Source organism: Pseudomonas sp. NFX15, from assembly GCF_049132105.1.
Lineage (GTDB): Bacteria > Pseudomonadota > Gammaproteobacteria > Pseudomonadales > Pseudomonadaceae > Aquipseudomonas.
Genome location: NZ_JAFMPV010000027.1, coordinates 25,721 through 46,400, shown reverse-complemented (window position 1 = coordinate 46,400; position 20,680 = coordinate 25,721). Strand labels below are relative to the sequence as shown.

Here is a 20,680-nt window from a genome sequence, read left to right as displayed (position 1 = left end):
CTCGCGACGGTGTATCAGCTGCATTGATGTCGACTGACACGCCATCGCGAGCAGGCTCGCTCCTACAAGGACCGTGTCGTGGCGAAATCCAGCTAACCTGTCTCTCTCCTGAACACGCCTGCGAAACACCGCTTCGCAGAAAATGACCGTTGAAACCACCACCAACCTGCCCCATCTAAGACCCATACCCATTGCGCAGGTGCCCCCATGAGCGACCAGCAAGAATTCCCCGAAGACCCGAGTGAATACGCCGACCCGGAAAACGCCACGCACCACACCACCGGCAAAGGCCTCGCCCTGCCCGGCCAGAACCTGCCGGACAAGGTCTACATCATTCCGATCCACAACCGGCCGTTTTTCCCGGCCCAAGTGCTGCCGGTCATCGTCAACGAAGAGCCATGGGCCGAGACCCTCGACCTGGTGGCCAAGTCCGAACACCATTCCCTGGCCCTGTTCTACATGGACACGCCCCAGGACGACCCGCGCCATTTCGACACCTCGGCCCTGCCGCTGTATGGCACGCTGGTCAAGGTGCACCACGCCAGCCGCGAAAACGGCAAGCTGCAATTCGTCGCCCAGGGCCTGACCCGCGTACGCCTGAAAACCTGGCTCAAGCACCATCGCCCGCCCTACCTGGTGGAAGTGGAATACCCGCACCAGCCCACCGAGCCGACCGACGAGGTCAAGGCCTACGGCATGGCGCTGATCAATGCGATCAAAGAGCTGCTGCCGCTCAACCCGCTGTACAGCGAAGAACTGAAGAACTACCTCAACCGCTTCAGCCCCAACGATCCGTCGCCGCTGACTGATTTCGCCGCTGCCTTGACCTCGGCCACCGGCAGCGAGCTGCAAGAAGTGCTCGACTGCGTGCCGATGCTCAAGCGCATGGAAAAAGTCCTGCCGATGCTGCGCAAGGAAGTCGAAGTCGCGCGCCTGCAAAAAGAGATTTCTGCCGAAGTTAACCGCAAGATCGGCGAGCATCAGCGCGAATTCTTCCTCAAGGAACAACTCAAGGTCATCCAGCAGGAGCTGGGGCTGACCAAGGACGACCGCAGCGCCGACCTTGAACAGTTCGAGCAACGGCTGGTGGGCAAAGTCCTGCCGCCCCAGGCGCAGAAGCGCATTGAAGAAGAGATGAACAAGCTGTCGATCCTCGAAACGGGCTCGCCGGAGTATGCGGTGACCCGCAACTACATCGACTGGGCGACTTCGGTACCGTGGGGCGTGTACGGCGAGGACAAACTCGACCTCAAGCACGCACGCAAGGTGCTGGACAAGCACCACGCCGGGCTCGACGACATCAAGGACCGCATCCTCGAATTCCTCGCGGTCGGCGCCTACAAAGGCGAGATCAGCGGTTCCATCGTGTTGCTGGTGGGCCCGCCGGGCGTGGGCAAGACCAGCGTCGGCAAATCCATCGCCGAATCCCTCGGCCGGCCGTTCTATCGGTTCAGCCTGGGTGGCATGCGCGACGAAGCCGAGATCAAGGGCCACCGCCGCACCTACATCGGCGCACAGCCGGGCAAACTGGTGCAGGCGTTGAAAGACGTCGAGGTGATGAACCCGGTGATCATGCTCGACGAGATCGACAAAATGGGCCAGAGCTACCAGGGCGACCCGGCCTCGGCGCTGCTGGAAACCCTGGATCCTGAGCAGAACGTCGAATTCCTCGACCACTACCTGGATCTGCGGATGGACCTGTCGAAAGTGCTGTTCGTGTGCACCGCCAACACCCTCGATTCAATCCCCGGCCCGTTGCTCGACCGGATGGAAGTGATTCGCCTGTCGGGCTACATCACCGAAGAAAAAGTCGCGATTGCCAAGCGTCACTTGTGGCCAAAACAGTTGGAAAAGGCCGGCGTGTCCAAGACCAGCCTGACCATCAGCGACAGCGCGCTCAAGGCACTGATCGACGGTTATGCCCGTGAAGCCGGCGTGCGCCAGCTGGAAAAAAACCTCGGCAAACTGGTGCGCAAAGCGGTGATGAAACTGCTCGACGAGCCGAGCGCGGTAATCAAGCTCGGCCCCAAAGACCTGGAAACCTCGCTGGGCAAACCGGTGTTCCGCAACGAGCAGGTGCTGGCGGGTGTCGGCGTGATCACCGGCCTTGCCTGGACCAGCATGGGCGGCGCGACCCTACCGATCGAAGCCACGCGCATCCACACCCTCAACCGTGGCTTCAAGCTCACCGGGCAGTTGGGTGACGTGATGAAAGAGTCGGCGGAAATCGCCTATAGCTACGTCAGCTCGCACCTGAAATCCTACGGCGGCGATCCGAAATTCTTCGACGAAGCCTTCGTCCACCTGCACGTGCCGGAAGGCGCCACCCCCAAAGACGGTCCGAGTGCCGGGGTGACCATGGCCAGTGCGCTGCTGTCGCTGGCGCGCAACCAGCCGCCGAAAAAAGGCGTGGCCATGACCGGTGAATTGACGTTGACCGGGCATGTCTTGCCGATTGGCGGGGTTCGCGAGAAGGTGATTGCGGCGCGGCGGCAGAAGATCTTCGAATTGATTTTGCCGGAAGCGAACCGCGGGAATTTCGAGGAGCTGCCGGAGTACCTGAGGGAAGGCATTACCGTGCACTTTGCCAAGAAGTTTGCGGATGTGGCGAAGGTGTTGTTCTGAGAGTCCTGTAGCGCCTGAACCGGCGCTTTCGCTGGCAAGCCAGCTCCTACGGTTTTGTGGTGGGCACACATGTTGTGAACACCACCGGCCCTTGTAGGCGCTGGCTTGCCAGCGAAGGCGTCAGCCCGAACGCCCCCCGCTGTCACACTTTGTCTCATCTCGGTTATGCTCGCCGTTCGTCGTGAACGCCGGAGCCACTGACTGTATGTCCCCCATTCGCCTGCTTGTCCCCCTCGCCCTCGCCTTGCTCGCCGCCTGCGCCACGCCACCTGCACACAATGTGACCGTGGAAAAACAAAGCGAATGCCCGGTGAAGCTCACCAGCGGGCAAAACCTGATCCTGTCCCTGCCAAGCAACCCGACCACCGGTTACCGCTGGGCGATCCAGGATTCGGCCGGCGGCGTCCTGCACGCCCTCGGCCCCGAGGTGTATCAGAACCCGGAAGATGCCGGCATCGTTGGCTCAGCCGGGGTCTCGACCTGGCGCTTCCAGGCCTTCGCCTCGGGCACCGGGCGTTTGCGCCTGACCTCGCAGCAACCCTGGGCGCCGGAAGTGTTGCCGGTGGACGTCTTCGACTGCGCGATCTCGGTTAACTGACCGTGGGCTGGCTGATCCTGGCGCTGATGGGCGCAGTGACCTTTCTCTACGGCCTGAGCGTGCATGCCGCCTTGCTCTGCCTGCTGGTCAAGCCGCTGCCGGTGCTGGCCCTGCTCGGCTGGCTGCATGACGCACCGCCCAGCGAGTATCGGCGCTGGATAAGCCTCGGCCTGATCTTCTCCCTGCTCGGCGATGTGTTGCTGGCCTGGCCGGGGGATTTGTTTGTGTTTGGTCTTGGCGCGTTTCTGGTCGCGCACCTGGCTTACCTGAAAGCGTACTTGAGCGATTGCCGGCGCCTGGCGCTCTTGCCGCTGGTGATTGCCCTCGGTGTCGGCGCGGTGCTGCTGGGTATTCTGATTGCTCATGGGCTGGGTCCGTTGCTGGTGCCGGTGATCGTCTACGGTTTGGCAATCAGCGCCATGCTCTGGCGCGCGCTCGCACGGCTCGGCAGCGATGTACCCCAGCGTTCGGCATGGCTGGCGGCGGGTGGCGCGGTGGCGTTCGTGTTCTCCGACAGCGTGATTGGCATCAGCCGGTTTGTCGTACCGTTCGAGGCGGCGCCTTATGTGATCATCCTCAGCTACTGGCTGGGGCAATGGGGGATCACTGCCTCGGCGTTCACCCAAAGAACACGCTAACCCCGCCGCTTTATCAGACAACCCGCGCATCCGCGCGCCAACTTGGCTAAAATGCCGGCCTTTTCCACCTACACCGCTGGAACCGCCGTGAGCAAAGAATCCGATCGCCTTTTCGCCCAGCCTTTGGCCCAGGTGCCCGACTTCGCCTTTAACGAGGACGTGGTGCGGGTGTTCCCGGACATGATCAAGCGCTCGGTGCCGGGCTATCCGACCATCGTCGAAAACCTCGGCGTGCTCGCCGCGCAATTCGCCCAGCCCAATAGCGTGCTGTACGACCTCGGCTCGTCGCTGGGCGCCGTGACCCAGGCCCTGCGGCGGCACGTGCGCAGCGACGGTTGTCGGGTGATCGCTGTGGATAACTCGGCGGCGATGGTCGAGCGCTGCCGCGAGTACCTTAACGGGCAGGATTCGATGTTCCAGGAGTTGCTGCCGGTCGAGGTGATCGAGGGCGATATCCTGGCGCTGGAGTTCCAGCCGGCCTCTGTGGTCGCGCTGAACTTCACCCTGCAATTCATCGCACCCGACCAGCGCACCGCGTTGCTGTCACGCATCCGTCAGTCACTGTTGCCTGGCGGTGCGCTGATCCTCTCGGAAAAACTGCGTTTTGAAGACGAGCAGGAACACGCGCTGCTCACCGACCTGCACATCGCCTTTAAACGCGCCAACGGCTACAGCGAACTGGAAATCGCCCAGAAGCGCAGCGCCATCGAAAACGTCATGAAGCCCGACAGCCTCGAAGAACACCGCGAACGCCTGCTGGCGGCCGGGTTCTCGACAGTCGTGCCGTGGTTTCAGTGTCTTAACTTCGCCTCGTTGATTGCCTTGCCATGATTGATTTGTCTCCCCTCGCCCGCCGTCTGGCTGGCTCGCCGCTGGCCGAATGGGCCACCACGCTGCAAGCGCAACTCGACAAGAAAATGGAGAAGGGCCATGGCGACCTGGAGCGCTGGCAAACCGCGCTCGACGCCTTGCCGAAGATTCGGCCGAGTGAAGTCGATCTGCTCAACGGTTTGAAGCTCGACACTGATTGCAGCGATGAGACCCGAGCACAAATGCGCATCGCGTTGATGGGGCTGTCGCCATGGCGCAAGGGGCCGTTCGACCTGTTCGGCGTGCACGTCGACACCGAATGGCGCTCGGACTGGAAATGGTCGCGGGTGTCGCCGCACCTGGACCTCAAGGGCAAGCGCATCCTCGATGTCGGCTGCGGCAACGGCTATTACATGTGGCGCATGCTCGGCGCCGGCGCCGACAGCGTGATCGGTGTGGACCCCAACTGGTTGTTCTTCTGTCAGTTCCAGGCCGTGCAGCGTTACCTGTCCGAACCGAACGCCTGGCACCTGCCATTCCCGTTCGAAGACCTGCCGCCGAACCTCGAAGGCTTCGACACGGTGTTTTCCATGGGCGTGTTCTACCACCGCCGCTCGCCCATCGAGCATTTGCTGGCGCTGAAGGATTGCCTGGTCAAAGGCGGTGAATTGGTGCTGGAGACCCTGGTGGTCGAAGGCGACAAGCATCAGGTGTTGGTGCCGGAAGACCGCTACGCGCAGATGCGCAACGTGTGGTTCCTGCCGTCAGTCCCGGCCCTGGAGCTATGGCTGCGCCGCGCCGGGTTCACCGATGTGAAATGCGTGGACGTGAGCACCACCACCGTCGAGGAACAACGCGGCACCGAGTGGATGAAGTATCAGTCGCTGAGTGACTTCCTTGATCCTGAGGATCACAGCAAGACTATCGAAGGACTGCCAGCGCCGATGCGGGCCGTGATCGTCGCCAGGAAATAAAAGCTTCGCTGGCAAGCCAGCTCCTACAGTCGACCGCGATCCATTGCAGGAGCTGGCTTGCCAGCGAAGACGTCGGCCCTGTCACCGCGCACGTCGAGCCTTGAAGAACTCGCTCAGTACCGCCCCGCACTCTTCGGCCAACACCCCACCCTCATACAACACCCGGTGATTCAAAAAGCCCTGGGTAAAGAACTGCCCTTGGCTCTGCACGATCCCGGCTTTCGGCTCCAGTGCGCCATACACCACCCGCGCGATCCGCGAGTGCACGATCAGCCCGGCGCACATGCTGCACGGCTCCAGCGTGACGTACAGCGTGCTGCCGGGCAGGCGATAGTTGCTCACCGCTTGCGCCGCTGCGCGAATCGCGACCATTTCGGCGTGGGCGCTCGGGTCGCTGCCGCTGATCGGGCAATTGAAGCCGCGACCGATGATTTCACCGTTCTGCACCAGCACCGCGCCCACTGGCACCTCACCGAGCGCCGCGCCTTGAGCCGCCAGCGCCAGCGCTTCACGCATGAAATCCTGATCGCGGCTGCGATCAATGATCGCTGCAGGTCGAATCTGACGCATCACGCCACCTCGATGGCGGCCATCAGGCCGGTTTCCATGTGGTCGATCACATGGCAATGGAACATCCACACGCCCGGGTTATCGGCCACCAGCGCCACTTGCGCGCGTTCGTTCTTGCCCAGCAGGTAGGTATCGGTGAAGTACGGAATCACCTTGTGCCGGTTCGAGGCGATGACCTTGAAGCTCATGCCGTGCAAGTGGATCGGGTGCTGGTACTGCGTCATGTTCTTCAATTCGAAAATGTAGCTCTTGCCCTTTTCAAGCTTGGCAATCGGTCGGTCGGCGCAGGTCTTGTCGGTGATGTCCCAGGCCTTGCCGTTGATCTGCCACAGGCTCGGCGGCTTGCCGTTGTCGACGTTGACCGACACCGAGCCGACCCATTCGAAATTGAAGTTGAGTTTCGCCGCATTGGCCAGGTCCGGCTCGGCGATCGGGTTGGCTGGCAGTGCCGATGGCCACTCGGTCGGAGCGTCGCTATTGGCCACCGAACGCAACGTGCCCAGGCGCACCGGGCCGTTACGCAGCGACAATTCCTCACCGGCCGCCGGGGCCCTGATCGCCAGGCAAATGCGCATGCCCGGGCCGAGCCAGTATTCCTTGCCCAGCGGGCGTGGCTCGACCGGGTTGCCGTCCAGCGCATAGATCTGCGCTTCGACACCGGGAATGTTCAGCCGATAGGTCAGGGTGTTGTCGAGGTTGAGAATTCGCACCCGGGTGATCTGCCCCGCCGGCAAGTCGATCACCGCTAGCGGAACGCCATTGATCGTCGCCAGACGCCCGGCCGTACCGCCACGGGCTGCTTCACGGGGAATGCTGAACTCGACGAAATTGCCGACATCATCGACATGCCAGCTCTTGAGGCTCAAGGTTTTTTCGTACTTGAAACCGGTCGGTTCGCGTTCCTCGATGATCAACGGGCCGACCAGGCCGCGGCCGAGCTCTTCGCTGCTGTTCACATGCGGGTGGTACCAGTAGCTGCCGGCATCCGGCACGCGGAACTTGTAGTCGAAGTATTCCCCCGGCAACACCGGCAACTGCGAGACGTAGGGCACGCCGTCCATTTCCAGCGGCAGGCGGATGCCGTGCCAGTGAATGGTGGTGGCGACCGGCAGGTGGTTGATGAAGCGCACCCGCAGCCATTCACCCTGGCGCGCACGCAACTCGGTACCCGGCGCCGACGGTCCGAACGCCCAGGCCTGGGTCTTGTGCCCGGCCACCAGTTCCACGTCCAGCGGCGCTGCGATCAGCTCGTAATCGTGGCCGGCCTCGGCATCGGCTCTCTTGCCCAGCCAGTAACGCGACGCGCCCCCGGCACCGACGCCAACGACAACAAGACCGGCCAGGCCACCGAGGATTTGGCGACGGGTAAACGACATGAACTCAACTACCTCACGTATCTGCGGCAGGCCCGGGGCCTGCAAAAGGCGAATACGATACACCTGCAACTGCGAAACAGTAAGGGCAGCGCGGCGGATGGACGCAGGTTAAGGGCACTGCCTGCCCGAACATAACGCCCAGAAAACCGCTCATTGGCATAACTATTTACCGCACCCGCCTTGGATCAGCGGCTCATGCTTACGGCCCATCTCTCAAGGATCGACGACATGACCCCCACCGACACACGCCCCTTGCCCAACACCGCCGACAAGGCCGCGCTCAAGGCCATCGCCACCCGCATCATCCAGACCTGCCCCAGCCTGCAAGACACGGCTCGCGAGGTCGCCGGCAATCTACTGAAAAAGTACGGCATCACCGGGCTTGATCCGGACAAGGTGTACTTCCATCGCTTCGACGCCGCCCAAAGCAGCACGAAATCCTTCACCGGGTGGGAGCACGCCAAGGCGACACCCACGTCAACCATGACCCTCACGCAGCTGGTGATCCACCGTTTCCGGGTCACGGATCAAGACAACGCCGACTTAATCGACTCGTACGCCGGTTTCTACACAGCCGGCCCGAAAGCCATGCTCTTTAACGAAACCAACGAAGTGAAACTGCACGGCAACGAGGTGCTGAAAGACTTTTGGCGCCTCGATTTCAATTCGCTGTACCGCGAGCGTCTGACCACATTCTGGAGCGAATCCGGTACCGATTTTCGCACCCTGGCCAAGTGCAATTTCCTCATCCAGGCCGTGCGGGCACGGGACAAACGCCAGTTGAGTGACGAAGATTTTCAGTTCATCACTGAGGCTGTCATGGGCCCGGTCAGTTGGCCCGTCAGCCTGGCGTTCCTGCAGGCCCATCATCCTTGCTCCAGCCAGGTTCGGACCCTGGATGTCGATGGCCATGTCGCCAACAACATCCTTCGTTTCGCCGCCTCCAAGGGCCGGCAGATCGTGTATCTACCCGGTGCAAGCTCCGCCTTCCGGACATTGAAAACCCCTATAGACATGCACTACTGGATATTGCAGCAGATGAACAAGGAGGACGTCCGCCATGCATTCATGACGCATTTCTCCCTCGCCGACCGCCAGCAAGTTGCCGAGAACATCACCGACCTCATGAACCGTTTGGTCAGTACCTGGGGCAAGTACGATCACCACCTGATCAATCAGAATGACGAGGCGATCAGCGGTGACGCCTTTTCCTGGCTGAGCGACTCGGCCAAAACCGCCATGTTCTCCGAGGCCGATCTTTCCCTTATCTCCAACGGCGATCTGCGCAAAAAGCTCTGGATCGGCTATCTCAGCGCCGGCTTGAAAGTGTTCGGGCCGATGGCCGTCGTTGGCTGGCCGATCGCACTGCCCGTGATTGGCGCCAGTATTGCCAGCCTGGGATTGAACATTGATCAGGCGGTCAACGGCAAAACCACCGAAGAGCGTAAGGCCGGCATCCTGGGGGCGGTGCTCAGCGGCATTGATTTGCTGTTCAATCTTCTGGTGTTGAAGGGCCCGGGCTCCCTGGAGGAGGCAGGCCCCGACATCGACGCTGCCGAAGCCACGGAAATGGCCGATCTGAAGGAGTCAACGCTACCCGCGCAAGGCTCGATAACGGCACCAGGGGAAACCACCGTTGAAACTGCGCCCGAGCCGACAGCGAAGGTGCCCGAGCATTTCAAAATCGATGTCTCCCTCGACGAAGACACGCTGGTTCGTGAACCGGGCAAATTCAATGGCACCTATCAGCTCACGTCCAACCCTTCGAGGGCCATCAAGCTCAACGACGATGCTTATTTCGTGCGCTATGAAGCCCACGTCAACGGCCGCAGCACCTGGGCCATTGTCGATCCGGCCAACCCCGACGCTTTCTCGGGCTCGATACCCGTGCGCCGCGGCCCGGAAGGCAAATGGGAACTCATCCCGCGATTGGGACTCAGAGGCGGCATGGACGTAGCGCCTGTTGCGACTGCGGGCACATCCAGTGAATCTGTAGCCGGCGAATGGGCACAAACGCCTGGCATTCATGTCCCCGGCCTCGAAGATCCTCAGATGAGGGCCTGGTCACTCGGTGGCGCGGACGTCCGGGGTCTGTTCCGAAGGGTATGGACCCTTGGCTCGATAGACGTGCGCAGTGTGCTCGGGGCCGATGAGGACATCGTCGGCGCTCGCAGTATTTTCATGTCCCCGGCCGACGAACTCACCGAGTCCTTGAGCGAATTCGAGCTGGCTCAGGAAGAACCTCGACGAACCCTGGTCAGTGACGCGAAAGCGTACTACGAGCTCAATCCACCGAGTCTTGATCAACCGGTTTCTACCGCACGGACGTTTGAAACAACATCCGAATTGCTCGATACCGCTTTTGCAGACAAAAAAGGACTTGTTGTCGGCGAGACCCGAGGCAGTGTCGGCAGCAAACAGTTCCTGATCAAAAACATGCGAGACCTGGCCCGACGTGGCGTAAAGACCCTCTATTTGCAGGAGCTGCTGGCCAACGTAAACCAACTCGACCTGGACACCTTCGCACGCACCGGCGAAATGCCCGAAGAGCTGGAGACCTACCTTAAAAACCTCGATATCCGTGCCGGTAACGATCCCGACGGACAGTTCAATTTGCTGAACCTGGTGAAGTCTGCCAACGCCCAGAAAATCCGCGTCCAGGCCATCGACATGTCGACGACCTACAACATCAATAAAGATCCGATGGACTGGGACGGGAGTTTCCGAATCGCGAGAAGTTTTTTTGCCAGTGAGGTTATTCAATTCAACGAAGAAACGAACGGCGTGGCCAATTGGATTGCGCTGGTCAATCAAGAAAACATGACCACGTTCAGGGGCTTTCAGGGCATTAGCGAGCAAACCGGCGCGGTGAGTCTGCGCATCGATGATGTCGCGCCGGGTCAGGCAAACGCCATGGGTTCCGACCCTGGCTTGGCGGTGCAGTATTCGCACGCCCCGGACTCCGTAGCCCACGAGATTTGGCCAGAGGGCATAGACCTTTACGAAGAGCAGGATTTTATCCGGGGAGATTGGCGCTTGCAGGCTGAAACCCAGTGGGCCTATAGAAGCCCGCAGGAATTGGAGGCATTGCTGCCGGAACCTGAAATGTTCACCCTGCAGCGCTATGGAAACAACATTCTGGTGGTCTACCGTAACGCCAACAATGAAATAGTCGAAAGCGCCATCAGGTCAACGCCCGAGGGCCGACTCAATCTGGATACCCCGCTTCAGCCCGCCTATGACGCTATGACGGTGAACACCCTCGATGAACTGAAAGCCGCATTGATTGCAAAGGGCATGAAGCCCATGGGCTGGTTGGCCGAAGTGCCTGAGGAATTTGAGTCATCCTTGTCCAATCTTGAAGCCCCCACCCACTGGCAAGCCAACGAACTGCTGGAGGGTCGAATTCCGGTAAGCGAACCGGGAAAAAACCTGGGCATCTATCTGCTCGATTCCAACCCGGCAAACGCCATCATGCTCGATGACACGCCTTATTACGTGCGCTTTGAGGCCGACGCCAACGGCGGTGGGACCTGGGCGATCATCGACCCTGAACACCCGAATGCGTTTTCAGGAACACGCCCCGTACGTCTCAATGCTCAGGGCGAATGGGAGCTGACACCTCGGGGCGGGCTCAAGGGCGGCGGTAACTCGCAACCGGGAACGTTCCAGAACCCGGTTCAAAACCCGCCGCTGCCCGCACTGCGCCCCGCTTCCACCCCCTACGATGTACCTCGCCGATATAGCCTCAGAAAGCTGGCGCTCGGCATACCTGAAACCCACATTAAAATCATTCGCCAGCCCAACGGTAGCCTGCGCGGGCTGACCACCTATGATGAACACGTCGCACTCCATCGCACCCGGTTGTCACACGACGCCCGACAGTTTTTTGCTCGTGATGATTTCAATGACCTGCTACCCGATCGCCCAACGCTACCCATTGTTTCTTCCTCGACCACAGCAGCAGAGCTGATTGCCAAGGTGTTTGAGACAGCCCCTGGCCTGGTCATCGGCGAAAGCCAGGATCGCATTGGCAGCATGCGATTGCTGATCGAGAACATGCCGAGACTGGCCCGCTCCGGGGTCAAAACGATTTACTTCCATCGCCTGCTCAGCGATTTCAGCCAACTGGATCTCAATACGTTCTTTACAACCGGGGAAATGTCCGACGATCTGGAAGCCACCCTGCGACAGCTGCAAAGCGATCCTGCCGGCCGATACGCACCGCTTGAAGTGGTCAAGACCGCGCGAGTCAATGGCATTCGAGTACAGGCCACAGACTGTCTGGCGAGTTACCGTTACCCCGCCTCGCCGTTGCCCGACATGCATGAGCAAGCCATCAAAACCTACCTGACGCACAGCCTCATACAGGCCGACACATCGCTCAACGGCGCCGGCAAATGGGTCGTGCTGACCGATCAGGAAAACACCAATACCTTTCGCGGCATGGCGGGTATCAGCGAATTGCAGGGCGGTATCGGTTTACGCATCGAAGAAGTTTCGCCAGAGGGCGACTTACTGATAGAGACGGACCGGGGAATTGAAGTGGGACGCGGTTTTACCACACAACCCGAGTCCTTCATTGGCAATGTCGACACGCTCTACGCCGACTTGAACTTGCAGATGCCACTGCCGCTGCTGCAACGTACGCCCGAGGAACTCTCTCGACTGCTGTTCAGGCAGGGCATGTTCACCTTTGAAAACACTGAAGCCAGCTGGACGCTGATTCATCGCGCCAGAAATGGCCAGATTACGCGAACGTTGGTCGAGCAAACGGCTGACGGCAAATACCTGGTCAACCGTCCCACCTGGACCGAAGTGCATCAAGTGCCGTACGACAGCATCGTCGAATTGTCCTGGGCGCTGGGCCGCATGGGCATGCGCCTCGAAGGTCGCTTGCCTCAATAACGCCCCGCTTCGCCCGGCCCGATCCCCCTGAACGCAAAAAGCCCCCGATCTCGCGATCGGGGGCTTTGCTTGCCACTATCGTTGCAGGCCTGGATGCTCAGGCCCGATCACGATCATTCCCACTCAATGGTCGCTGGCGGCTTGCTCGACACGTCGTAGGTGACGCGGGAGATGCCTTCGATTTCATTGATGATGCGGCCGGAAACGGTTTCCAGCAGTTCGTAAGGCAGGTGTGCCCAACGCGCCGTCATGAAGTCGATGGTCTCTACGGCACGCAGGGCCACGACCCAGGCGTAACGACGGCCATCACCGACCACGCCCACCGATTTCACCGGCTGGAACACCACGAATGCCTGGCTGACCTTGTGGTACCAGTCGGCCTTGCGCAATTCTTCGATGAAGATGTGGTCGGCGCGACGCAGCAGGTCGGCATATTCCTTCTTCACTTCACCGAGGATGCGCACGCCCAGGCCCGGGCCCGGGAACGGGTGGCGGTAGACCATGTCGTATGGCAGGCCCAGTTCCAGGCCCAGACGACGGACTTCGTCCTTGAACAGCTCGCGCAGAGGCTCGACCAGTTTCAGGTTCATTTCTTCCGGCAGGCCGCCCACGTTGTGGTGCGACTTGATCACGTGGGCCTTGCCGCTTTTCGCGCCAGCCGACTCGATCACGTCCGGGTAGATGGTGCCCTGGGCCAGGTACTTGATGTTGTCCAGCTTGCAGGATTCGGCATCGAACACGTCGATGAAGGTACGGCCGATGATCTTGCGCTTCTTCTCCGGGTCGGCTTCGCCGGCCAGGTTACCGAGGAACTGCTCTTCGGCATTGGCGCGGATCACCTTGACGCCCATGTTCTCGGCGAACATGGCCATCACTTGCTCGCCTTCGTGCAAACGCAGCAGGCCGTTGTCGACGAACACGCAGGTCAACTGGTCGCCGATGGCCTTGTGCAGCAGCGCGGCAACCACGGACGAGTCCACGCCGCCGGACAGGCCGAGCAAGACGTTGTCGGTACCGACCTGGGCGCGCACCTGGGCGATGGCGTCTTCAGCAATTTTCGACGGGGTCCACAGGGCTTCACATTCGCAGATGTCGAGGATGAAGCGCGACAGGATGCGGCCGCCCTGCTTGGTGTGGGTCACTTCCGGGTGGAACTGCACGCCGTAGTAGCGACGCTCGTCGCTGAACATGCCGGCGATCGGGCAGCTCGGAGTGCTGGCCAGGATGTGGAAGTCGGACGGCATTTTGGTGACCTTGTCACCGTGGCTCATCCACACGTCGAGGCCGAACAGGCCGTCGGCGTCGATGTGGTCTTCGATGCCGTCGAGCAGGCGGCTCTTGCCGACCACATCGACACGGGCGTAACCGAACTCACGCAGCTCGGAACCTTCAACCTTGCCGCCCAGTTGCTCGGCCATGGTCTGCATGCCGTAGCAGATACCGAAGACCGGTACACCCAGGTCGAAGACGGCTTGCGGGCAGCGTGGGCTGTTGGCTTCGTGGACCGACTCCGGGCCGCCGGCGAGGATGACGCCTTTAGGTGCGAATTCGCGGATCGCATCTTCGTCCATGTCGAACGGGTGCAGTTCGCAGTACACACCGATTTCACGCACGCGGCGGGCGATCAGCTGGGTGTACTGGGAACCGAAGTCGAGGATCAGGATGCGGTGAGCGTGAATATCGAGGGCCATGATTCAGTCTCGTCTAAAAGTCATTCAGAAACAGTCGTGATTCAGAAACAACTCGGGGCTGAATCGAACAGCCCCGGTTGCTTAACTTATTGCTTGAAGGCTCAACCTACGCGGTAGTTTGGCGCTTCTTTGGTGATCTGCACGTCGTGCACGTGGGACTCGGCCATGCCAGCGCCGGTGATCCGCACGAACTCAGGTTTGGTGCGCATCTCTTCGATGTCGGCGCTGCCGGTGTAGCCCATCGAGGAACGCAGGCCGCCCATCAACTGGTGGATGATCGCGCTCAGGGTGCCTTTGTAGGGAACACGCCCTTCGATGCCTTCCGGAACCAGTTTCTCGGCGCCTGCCGAGGAGTCCTGGAAATAACGGTCGGAAGAACCCTGGGCCTGGGACATGGCGCCCAGCGAACCCATGCCGCGGTAAGCCTTGTACGAACGGCCCTGGAACAGTTCGATCTCGCCCGGCGCTTCTTCAGTACCGGCGAACATCGAGCCCATCATCACGCAGGAAGCACCGGCTACGATGGCCTTGGACAGGTCACCGGAGAAACGGATGCCGCCATCGGCGATCAACGGAACGCCAGTGCCTTCAAGGGCAGCGGCAACGTTGGCGATGGCACTGATTTGCGGCACGCCGACACCGGCGACGATACGGGTGGTGCAGATCGAGCCAGGGCCGATACCGACCTTGACCGCATCCGCGCCCGCTTCGGCCAGGGCCTTGGCGGCGGCGCCGGTGGCGATGTTGCCGCCAATCACCTGCACTTCAGGGAAGTTCTGCTTGACCCAGCGAACGCGGTCGATCACGCCTTTGGAGTGACCGTGGGCAGTGTCGACCACCACCACGTCAACGCCGGCGTTGACCAGCGCGGCAACGCGGTCGCCGGTGTCTTTACCGGTACCGACGGCAGCACCAACGCGCAGACGACCTTGATCATCCTTGCTGGCCAGCGGGTAAGCCTTGGCTTTTTCGATGTCGTTGACGGTCATCATGCCCTTGAGGGCGAATTTGTCGTCGACGATCAGCACGCGCTCGATGCGGTGCTTGTGCAGCAGTTCACGCACATCGTTCTTGTCGGCGCCTTCCTTGACCGTCACCAGACGCTCTTTAGGCGTCATCACTTCACGGACAGTGGCTTCCAGACGGTTCTCGAAACGCACGTCACGGGAGGTGACAATGCCGACCAGGTCGCCATTGTGCAGCACCGGAACGCCGGAGATGTTGTGCATACGGGTCAGTTCGAACAGTTCACGCACGGTAGCGTCGGCGTCGATGGTGATCGGGTCCTTGACCACACCGGCTTCGTAACGCTTGACCTTGCGCACTTCGGCAGCTTGCTGCTCGATGGTCATGTTCTTGTGGATGATGCCGATACCACCTTCCTGAGCCATGGCGATTGCCAGACGGGCTTCAGTGACGGTGTCCATGGCAGCGGAAACCAGTGGAATATTCAGCTCGATGCCACGGGTAAGGCGGGTCTTGAGACTGACTTCGTTAGGAAGCACCTCGGAATAACCGGGCACGAGGAGAATGTCGTCGAATGTCAGAGCTTCTTGGCTGATACGCAGCATCGCGGGGGCTCCCGAGCGGGAAAATGGAAGCGCGCCATTATAGTCAGACACCCCTTCGGGTTCAATGTAAAACTCTGTCTATTATTGGCATTACTGATATACGGGAATTAAACGGTGGGAATGCTGCTTTTTTGTAGGAGCGAGCCTGCTCGCGATGAACTTACAGGCAACGCTTGTTTTCAGACGGCACGCGTCATCGTTCACGACCATCGCGAGCAGGCTCGCTCCTACAAGGTCATCAGAGTTCGACTTTCACCCAACTGACCGGCTGATCGAGCCAATCGGCGAATTCATCGATAAAACCCTGCTTGAACCCGGCTTCAGCCCAGTTGTTGAAGATGAAACCCAGGTTGGAGAAGCCGCACTCCTGCAGGAACAGGAAGCCGTTGATGTCGTCTTCGTGCCCGCACTCAGGGCAGGTAAAGTTGTCGGTACGCCCCGGCATCCAGTCTTCCAGGCTTTCGAACAGGGCTTCGCCGATTTCCTTGCGACACTCGGCGCAGCCCGCCTCTTCCAGGAATCCCTTGGCTGGCGTATAGATGCAGCGCTTGGTGATGATCTCCAGGCCATTGATCGCTTCGCCGAACGGCAGCGCCTCCGGGTGCAGGACCACTGCGCGGGCACCGTCGGCGATGGCATGGGCCATGCGATTGCCCGTGCGGCCACAGGTGGTCAGTTCTTCGTGGATGATGTTCTTGCGCACCAGCCAACGCACAATCGCCCGCGCCCGGGGCTCGTGCACCGGCAGGGTGGAGATTTTCGGGACGATGATGCTTTGCGAATTCATGGGTACAGGCCTGAAGAATGACCTGTAGGAGCGAGCCTGCTCCGGGCGGCGTTCCGACGATGGTCGTTAACGAACGCGGGGAATCTGGTTCCCCGCGGTGTTCTTGAGCCCATCGCGAGCAGGCTCGCTCCTACAGTGAAATGTGGCGAGCCTGTAGAAGGTATAGGCCCGCCGAAGAGGTGTTTACAGTTCTACGACAACCGCCTGCGAAGCACGGGTCGCCTTGGCGCGGGCGGCTTCGATCGATTCGTCGCGCGCCAGGGCGACGCCCATGCGGCGCTGGCCGTTGACTTCCGGCTTGCCGAACAGACGTAGCGCGGTATCCGGCTCGCTCAAGGCAGCGCCCAGGTTGGCGAAAGCGGTCTGGGTCGACTGCCCTTCCACCAGGATCACCGCCGAAGCCGAAGGCCCGAACTGACGGATCAACGGGATCGGCAGACCGAGAATCGCACGGGCATGCAGGGCGAACTGCGACAGGTCCTGGGAAATCAGGGTCACCAGGCCGGTGTCGTGCGGGCGCGGCGAGACTTCGCTGAACCATACCTGATCACCCTTGATGAACAGCTCGACGCCGAACAGACCACGGCCACCCAGGGCTTCGGTCACGGCTTTGGCGACACGCTCGGATTCAGCCAGGGCAATCGGGCTCATGGCTTGCGGCTGCCAGGATTCCTGGTAGTCGCCCTTCTCCTGACGGTGGCCGACCGGTGCGCAGAACGTAGTGCCGCCGACATGACGCACAGTCAGCAGCGTGATTTCGTAGTCGAAATCGATGAAGCCTTCAATGATCACCCGACCTTTACCGGCACGGCCACCTTCCTGGGCGTAATCCCAGGATTTCTGCACGTCATCAACACTGCGCAGCAGGCTCTGGCCCTTGCCCGACGAACTCATGACCGGCTTGACCACACACGGGAAACCGAGGTCTTCAACGGCTTTGCTGTAGTCCTCGAAGGTGTCGGCGAAGTGGTACGGCGAGGTCGGCAGGTCCAGCTCTTCAGCGGCCAGGCGGCGGATGCCTTCGCGGTTCATGGTCAGTTGCGCGGCGCGGGCGGTCGGGATCACGGTGAAGCCTTCGGCCTCCAGCTCGACCAGGGTCGCGGTGGCGATGGCTTCGATTTCCGGGACGATGAAGTGCGGCTTCTCGGCTTCGATCACGGCGCGCAGGGCTGCACCGTCGAGCATGTTGATCACATGGCTGCGGTGCGCGACCTGCATGGCCGGCGCGTTGGCGTAGCGGTCCACGGCAATCACTTCAACGCCCAGGCGTTGCAACTCGATCACCACTTCCTTGCCCAACTCGCCACAGCCACACATCAATACGCGGGTCGCGGTCGGCGACAATGGAGTTCCGATACGGGTCATCTGAAGGTCCTCAAGGAGCGGATCATCGAGGGATGCGTCGCCTGGCGCGCTTCCCATGGGGAGAAAGCGCGGCATTTTACATGAACTTCAGCCGGTGACAGCCTGTTTGCGCAGGCGCCAGGCCATGATCAGCCACACGGCAGTGACCCCAGCGAATTTCGACCCCAGGGCAGTGAGGATCACCCCCGGCGTCAGGGCGCCGATCATGCCGAAAAAGATAAAGGTATCGAGGGGAATGCTCAGCGCCGAACTTATCCACAGGCGGTCATGCAGCGGGCGCTTGGTGATGCTGAACACCAGCCAGTCAATGCACTCGGACACCGCGAACGCCGTAGCGCTGGCCAGGGCGATGGACGGATCGGAAGTGACATAGGACAGCGCCAATGCCGCCAGCATCGCCACCAGGGCGCCATGGCCGAAACGGGTTTGCACCATGTCGCGCAGGATAAACACCAACCCACCCCAGGCCGACCAGATGATGTCCAGGTGAGGCGCGGTGGAAAAGGCGAAGTTGATCAGCACAACGCTGCTGATGTAGGCGATCAGGAAGAGCATGGGGCGGGGGAATACCTGTCAATTTTGTGCACAGGATACTTCATCTTCAGTACACAAATAACCCGTGGCGAGGGGGCTTGCTCCCTCGCCACAACAGCGCGACCGGCTCAGCGATCGGATTTGGAGGGCAACATCCAGATCAACCCACTCGCCTTCGCCCGCTCATGACACAACCCCAGCACGTTACGCCGTTCGTCGTTGCTCATGCGGCTCCAGCGGGTGATTTCCTCGACCGTACGCTGACAACCGGTGCAGATATCATCCTCGTCCAGTGCGCAAATATTCACGCAGGGCGATGCCACCGGGCGTTCAGGCGTGGTCATTGTTCCTGCTCGACCAGGTCGCGGGCATAGCGTTGCGAGTTGTGCACGTAGTGAGCAGCGCTGGCCTCGAGCATTTTGATCTGCGCCTCGGTCAGCTCACGCACGACCTTGCCGGGCGAGCCCATGACCAGTGAGCCGTCGGGAATTTCCTTGCCCTCACCGATCAGCGAATTGGCGCCAATGATGCAGTTCTTGCCGATTTTTGCGCCATTGAGGATCACCGCGTTGATGCCGATCAGGCTGTTATCGCCTACGGTGCAGCCGTGGAGCATGGCGTTGTGGCCGATGGTCACACCTGTGCCGATGGTCAGTGGATAGCCCATGTCGGTGTGCATCACCGTGCCATCCTGGACGTTGCTGTTCTTGCCGATCAGGATCAGTTCATTGTCACCCCGCAAAACGGCGTTGAACCAGACGTTCGCACCTTCTTCCAGCTTGACCTTGCCCACCAGCACTGCATTGGGGGCAACCCAGCTCTGTGGATGGGTTTCGACGCGGGCGTCGCCCAGGCGGTATTTCATTGTGGTTTCCCTCAGGGCTCGGGCAGGGCCATTCGAACGATGGCTTCAGATATTGATAAAGCTTTTGGGCGGCTGGTGCAGGCTGATTTTGGCGTCATACAGCAGGTTGATCAACTCAACGATCATGATCGCCGTGAGGCCCCAGATCTTGAACTCGCCAAAGCGATAGCTCGGCACATACCAGCTGCGGCCCTGATAATCGATGCGGTGGGTATGTTCGCGGGGGTCTTTGCGGAAGAATTCCAGGGGCACGCTGAACACCGCGGCGATCTCGGCATCGTTGGCCCGGTATTCGACGAAGTCCGGAATCACCCCGACATACGGCGTGACCTTGATGCCATGCAGACTGATCAGAGGGCTCAGCGGCCCGATCACCTCGACCAGTCCCGGCGGCAGGCCGATCTCTTCCTCGGCTTCGCGCAGGGCGGTGAAAATCAGGTCAGGGTCTTCGGGATCGCGGCGTCCGCCAGGAAAGGCGACTTCACCGCCATGGGTCGACAGGCCGCTGGCGCGCAGGGTCAGCACCAGCTCAGGTTCATCACTGCGGGTGATGGGCACCAGCACCGCAGCTTCGGGAAAACGACGGTCGGTCTCCAGCGTGCGTGGCGTGTGGTGACTAACCCGATGCAGTAGCTCGTCCAGCATGAGTGTTCTCGATCTGTGCCTTACCCGGCATCATGCACCAATCGTTGCGGTCGCCCAACCCCCGCGACCGTCCCATGTCGCGAAACGACAACTTGCCGACTGACACCGCCGCACGCCAAGATAGGCCCAGCATTCAGGAACCCCAGCATGAAATTTTGCAGCCAGTGCGGTAACCCGGTTTCCCAGCGCATTCCCGACGGCGATTCCCGCCTGCGTTTTGTCTGCGACAGCTGTCACACCATTCACTACCAGAATCCCAACATCGTCGCCGGCTGCGTCGCGACCTGGGGCACCCAGGTGTTGCTGTGCCGCCGCGCCATCGAGCCGCGCCGTGGTTACTGGACCCTGCCCGCCGGTTTCATGGAGAACGGCGAGACCATCGAGCAGGCCGCCGTTCGCGAAACCGCCGAGGAAGCCTGCGCCCGAGTGCGCAACCTGAGCATCTACACCCTGATCGACGTGCCGCACATCAGCCAGGTGCACGTATTCTTCCGCGCCGAACTGGCCGACCTGGACTTTTCGGCCGGCCCCGAGAGCCTGCAAGTGCAACTATTCGACGAAGCGGACATTCCGTGGGATGAGCTGGCTTTCCGCACGGTGGGCCGTACCTTAGAATGCTTCTTTGCTGACCGGCGTACCGAGGTCTACCCCGTGCGGTCTGAATCGATCCCGCCGCTTGCTCAGCCTGCCAACTAAAAAACATCTATAAATAAATAGTCGCGA

17 protein-coding genes are annotated in these 20,680 nt (G+C 60.7%); 7 read left to right on the top strand and 10 right to left on the bottom strand.

The window, feature by feature from the left end; all coding sequences use genetic code 11:
• Positions 1-207 precede the first annotated feature (207 nt).
• From lon to cmoB, 5 genes are all read left to right on the top strand, one after another.
• Positions 208-2,625: an endopeptidase La gene (lon, locus tag J1D76_RS22930; protein ID WP_421140617.1), complete on the top strand. Its 2,418-nt coding sequence runs from the start codon at positions 208-210 to the stop codon at positions 2,623-2,625.
• Positions 2,626-2,830: 205 nt separating this feature from the next.
• Entirely contained in the window at positions 2,831-3,223 is a 393-nt protein-coding gene (locus tag J1D76_RS22925; RefSeq protein ID WP_421140616.1) for a protease inhibitor I42 family protein, read from the top strand.
• 2 nt (positions 3,224-3,225) lie between these two features.
• Positions 3,226-3,861: a lysoplasmalogenase gene (locus J1D76_RS22920; RefSeq protein ID WP_421140615.1), complete on the top strand. Its 636-nt coding sequence runs from the start codon at positions 3,226-3,228 to the stop codon at positions 3,859-3,861.
• Between the two features lie 51 nt (positions 3,862-3,912).
• Entirely contained in the window at positions 3,913-4,692 is a 780-nt protein-coding gene (gene cmoA / locus J1D76_RS22915) for a carboxy-S-adenosyl-L-methionine synthase CmoA (RefSeq protein WP_421140614.1), read from the top strand.
• Complete coding sequence (cmoB, locus tag J1D76_RS22910; protein WP_421140613.1) at positions 4,689-5,645, top strand: tRNA 5-methoxyuridine(34)/uridine 5-oxyacetic acid(34) synthase CmoB; 957 nt, start codon at positions 4,689-4,691, stop codon at positions 5,643-5,645. Before cmoA ends, cmoB begins: the two co-directional genes overlap by 4 nt.
• A gap of 81 nt (positions 5,646-5,726) precedes the next feature.
• On the opposite strand, the gene tadA is transcribed toward cmoB, so the two are convergent.
• Positions 5,727-6,215, bottom strand: coding sequence for a tRNA adenosine(34) deaminase TadA (gene tadA, locus J1D76_RS22905; protein ID WP_421140612.1), 489 nt, complete (start codon positions 6,213-6,215; stop codon positions 5,727-5,729).
• Positions 6,215-7,591: a multicopper oxidase family protein gene (locus J1D76_RS22900; protein WP_421140611.1), complete on the bottom strand. Its 1,377-nt coding sequence runs from the start codon at positions 7,589-7,591 to the stop codon at positions 6,215-6,217. The genes tadA and J1D76_RS22900 overlap by 1 nt, the downstream gene beginning before the upstream one ends.
• Before the next feature lie 228 nt (positions 7,592-7,819).
• Here J1D76_RS22900 and J1D76_RS22895 point away from each other — a divergent pair, with 228 nt between their 5' ends.
• Positions 7,820-12,499 (top strand): membrane-targeted effector domain-containing toxin, encoded by a 4,680-nt coding sequence (locus J1D76_RS22895; protein WP_421140610.1) that lies wholly within the window; start codon positions 7,820-7,822, stop codon positions 12,497-12,499.
• 113 nt (positions 12,500-12,612) lie between these two features.
• Here the strand turns inward: J1D76_RS22895 and guaA are convergent, their stop codons facing one another.
• The 8 genes from guaA to J1D76_RS22855 form a co-directional block, all read right to left on the bottom strand.
• A complete protein-coding gene (guaA, locus tag J1D76_RS22890) occupies positions 12,613-14,190 on the bottom strand; it encodes a glutamine-hydrolyzing GMP synthase (protein ID WP_007982837.1) in 1,578 nt (525 codons plus the stop codon).
• Positions 14,191-14,291: 101 nt separating this feature from the next.
• A complete protein-coding gene (guaB, locus tag J1D76_RS22885) occupies positions 14,292-15,761 on the bottom strand; it encodes an IMP dehydrogenase (RefSeq protein WP_034150805.1) in 1,470 nt (489 codons plus the stop codon).
• Between the two features lie 238 nt (positions 15,762-15,999).
• The gene (locus J1D76_RS22880) at positions 16,000-16,548 is read right to left on the bottom strand and encodes a sugar ABC transporter ATPase (RefSeq protein ID WP_421140609.1); all 549 of its coding nucleotides are present in this window, start codon (positions 16,546-16,548) and stop codon (positions 16,000-16,002) included.
• Positions 16,549-16,731: 183 nt separating this feature from the next.
• Complete coding sequence (purT, locus tag J1D76_RS22875) at positions 16,732-17,913, bottom strand: formate-dependent phosphoribosylglycinamide formyltransferase (RefSeq protein ID WP_421140608.1); 1,182 nt, start codon at positions 17,911-17,913, stop codon at positions 16,732-16,734.
• Between the two features lie 87 nt (positions 17,914-18,000).
• Positions 18,001-18,468: a preQ0 transporter gene (locus J1D76_RS22870; RefSeq protein WP_421140607.1), complete on the bottom strand. Its 468-nt coding sequence runs from the start codon at positions 18,466-18,468 to the stop codon at positions 18,001-18,003.
• Between the two features lie 107 nt (positions 18,469-18,575).
• Positions 18,576-18,791: a DUF1289 domain-containing protein gene (locus J1D76_RS22865; RefSeq protein WP_421140606.1), complete on the bottom strand. Its 216-nt coding sequence runs from the start codon at positions 18,789-18,791 to the stop codon at positions 18,576-18,578.
• Positions 18,788-19,312, bottom strand: a complete 525-nt coding sequence (locus J1D76_RS22860) for a gamma carbonic anhydrase family protein (protein WP_421140605.1) — start codon at positions 19,310-19,312, stop codon at positions 18,788-18,790. The genes J1D76_RS22865 and J1D76_RS22860 overlap by 4 nt, the downstream gene beginning before the upstream one ends.
• Positions 19,313-19,357: 45 nt before the next feature.
• Positions 19,358-19,957, bottom strand: a complete 600-nt coding sequence (locus J1D76_RS22855; RefSeq protein ID WP_421140604.1) for a CoA pyrophosphatase — start codon at positions 19,955-19,957, stop codon at positions 19,358-19,360.
• Between the two features lie 147 nt (positions 19,958-20,104).
• On the opposite strand from J1D76_RS22855, the gene J1D76_RS22850 reads away from it, so the two are divergent.
• Positions 20,105-20,653, top strand: coding sequence for an NUDIX hydrolase (locus J1D76_RS22850; RefSeq protein WP_421140603.1), 549 nt, complete (start codon positions 20,105-20,107; stop codon positions 20,651-20,653).
• Positions 20,654-20,680: the final 27 nt, after the last annotated feature.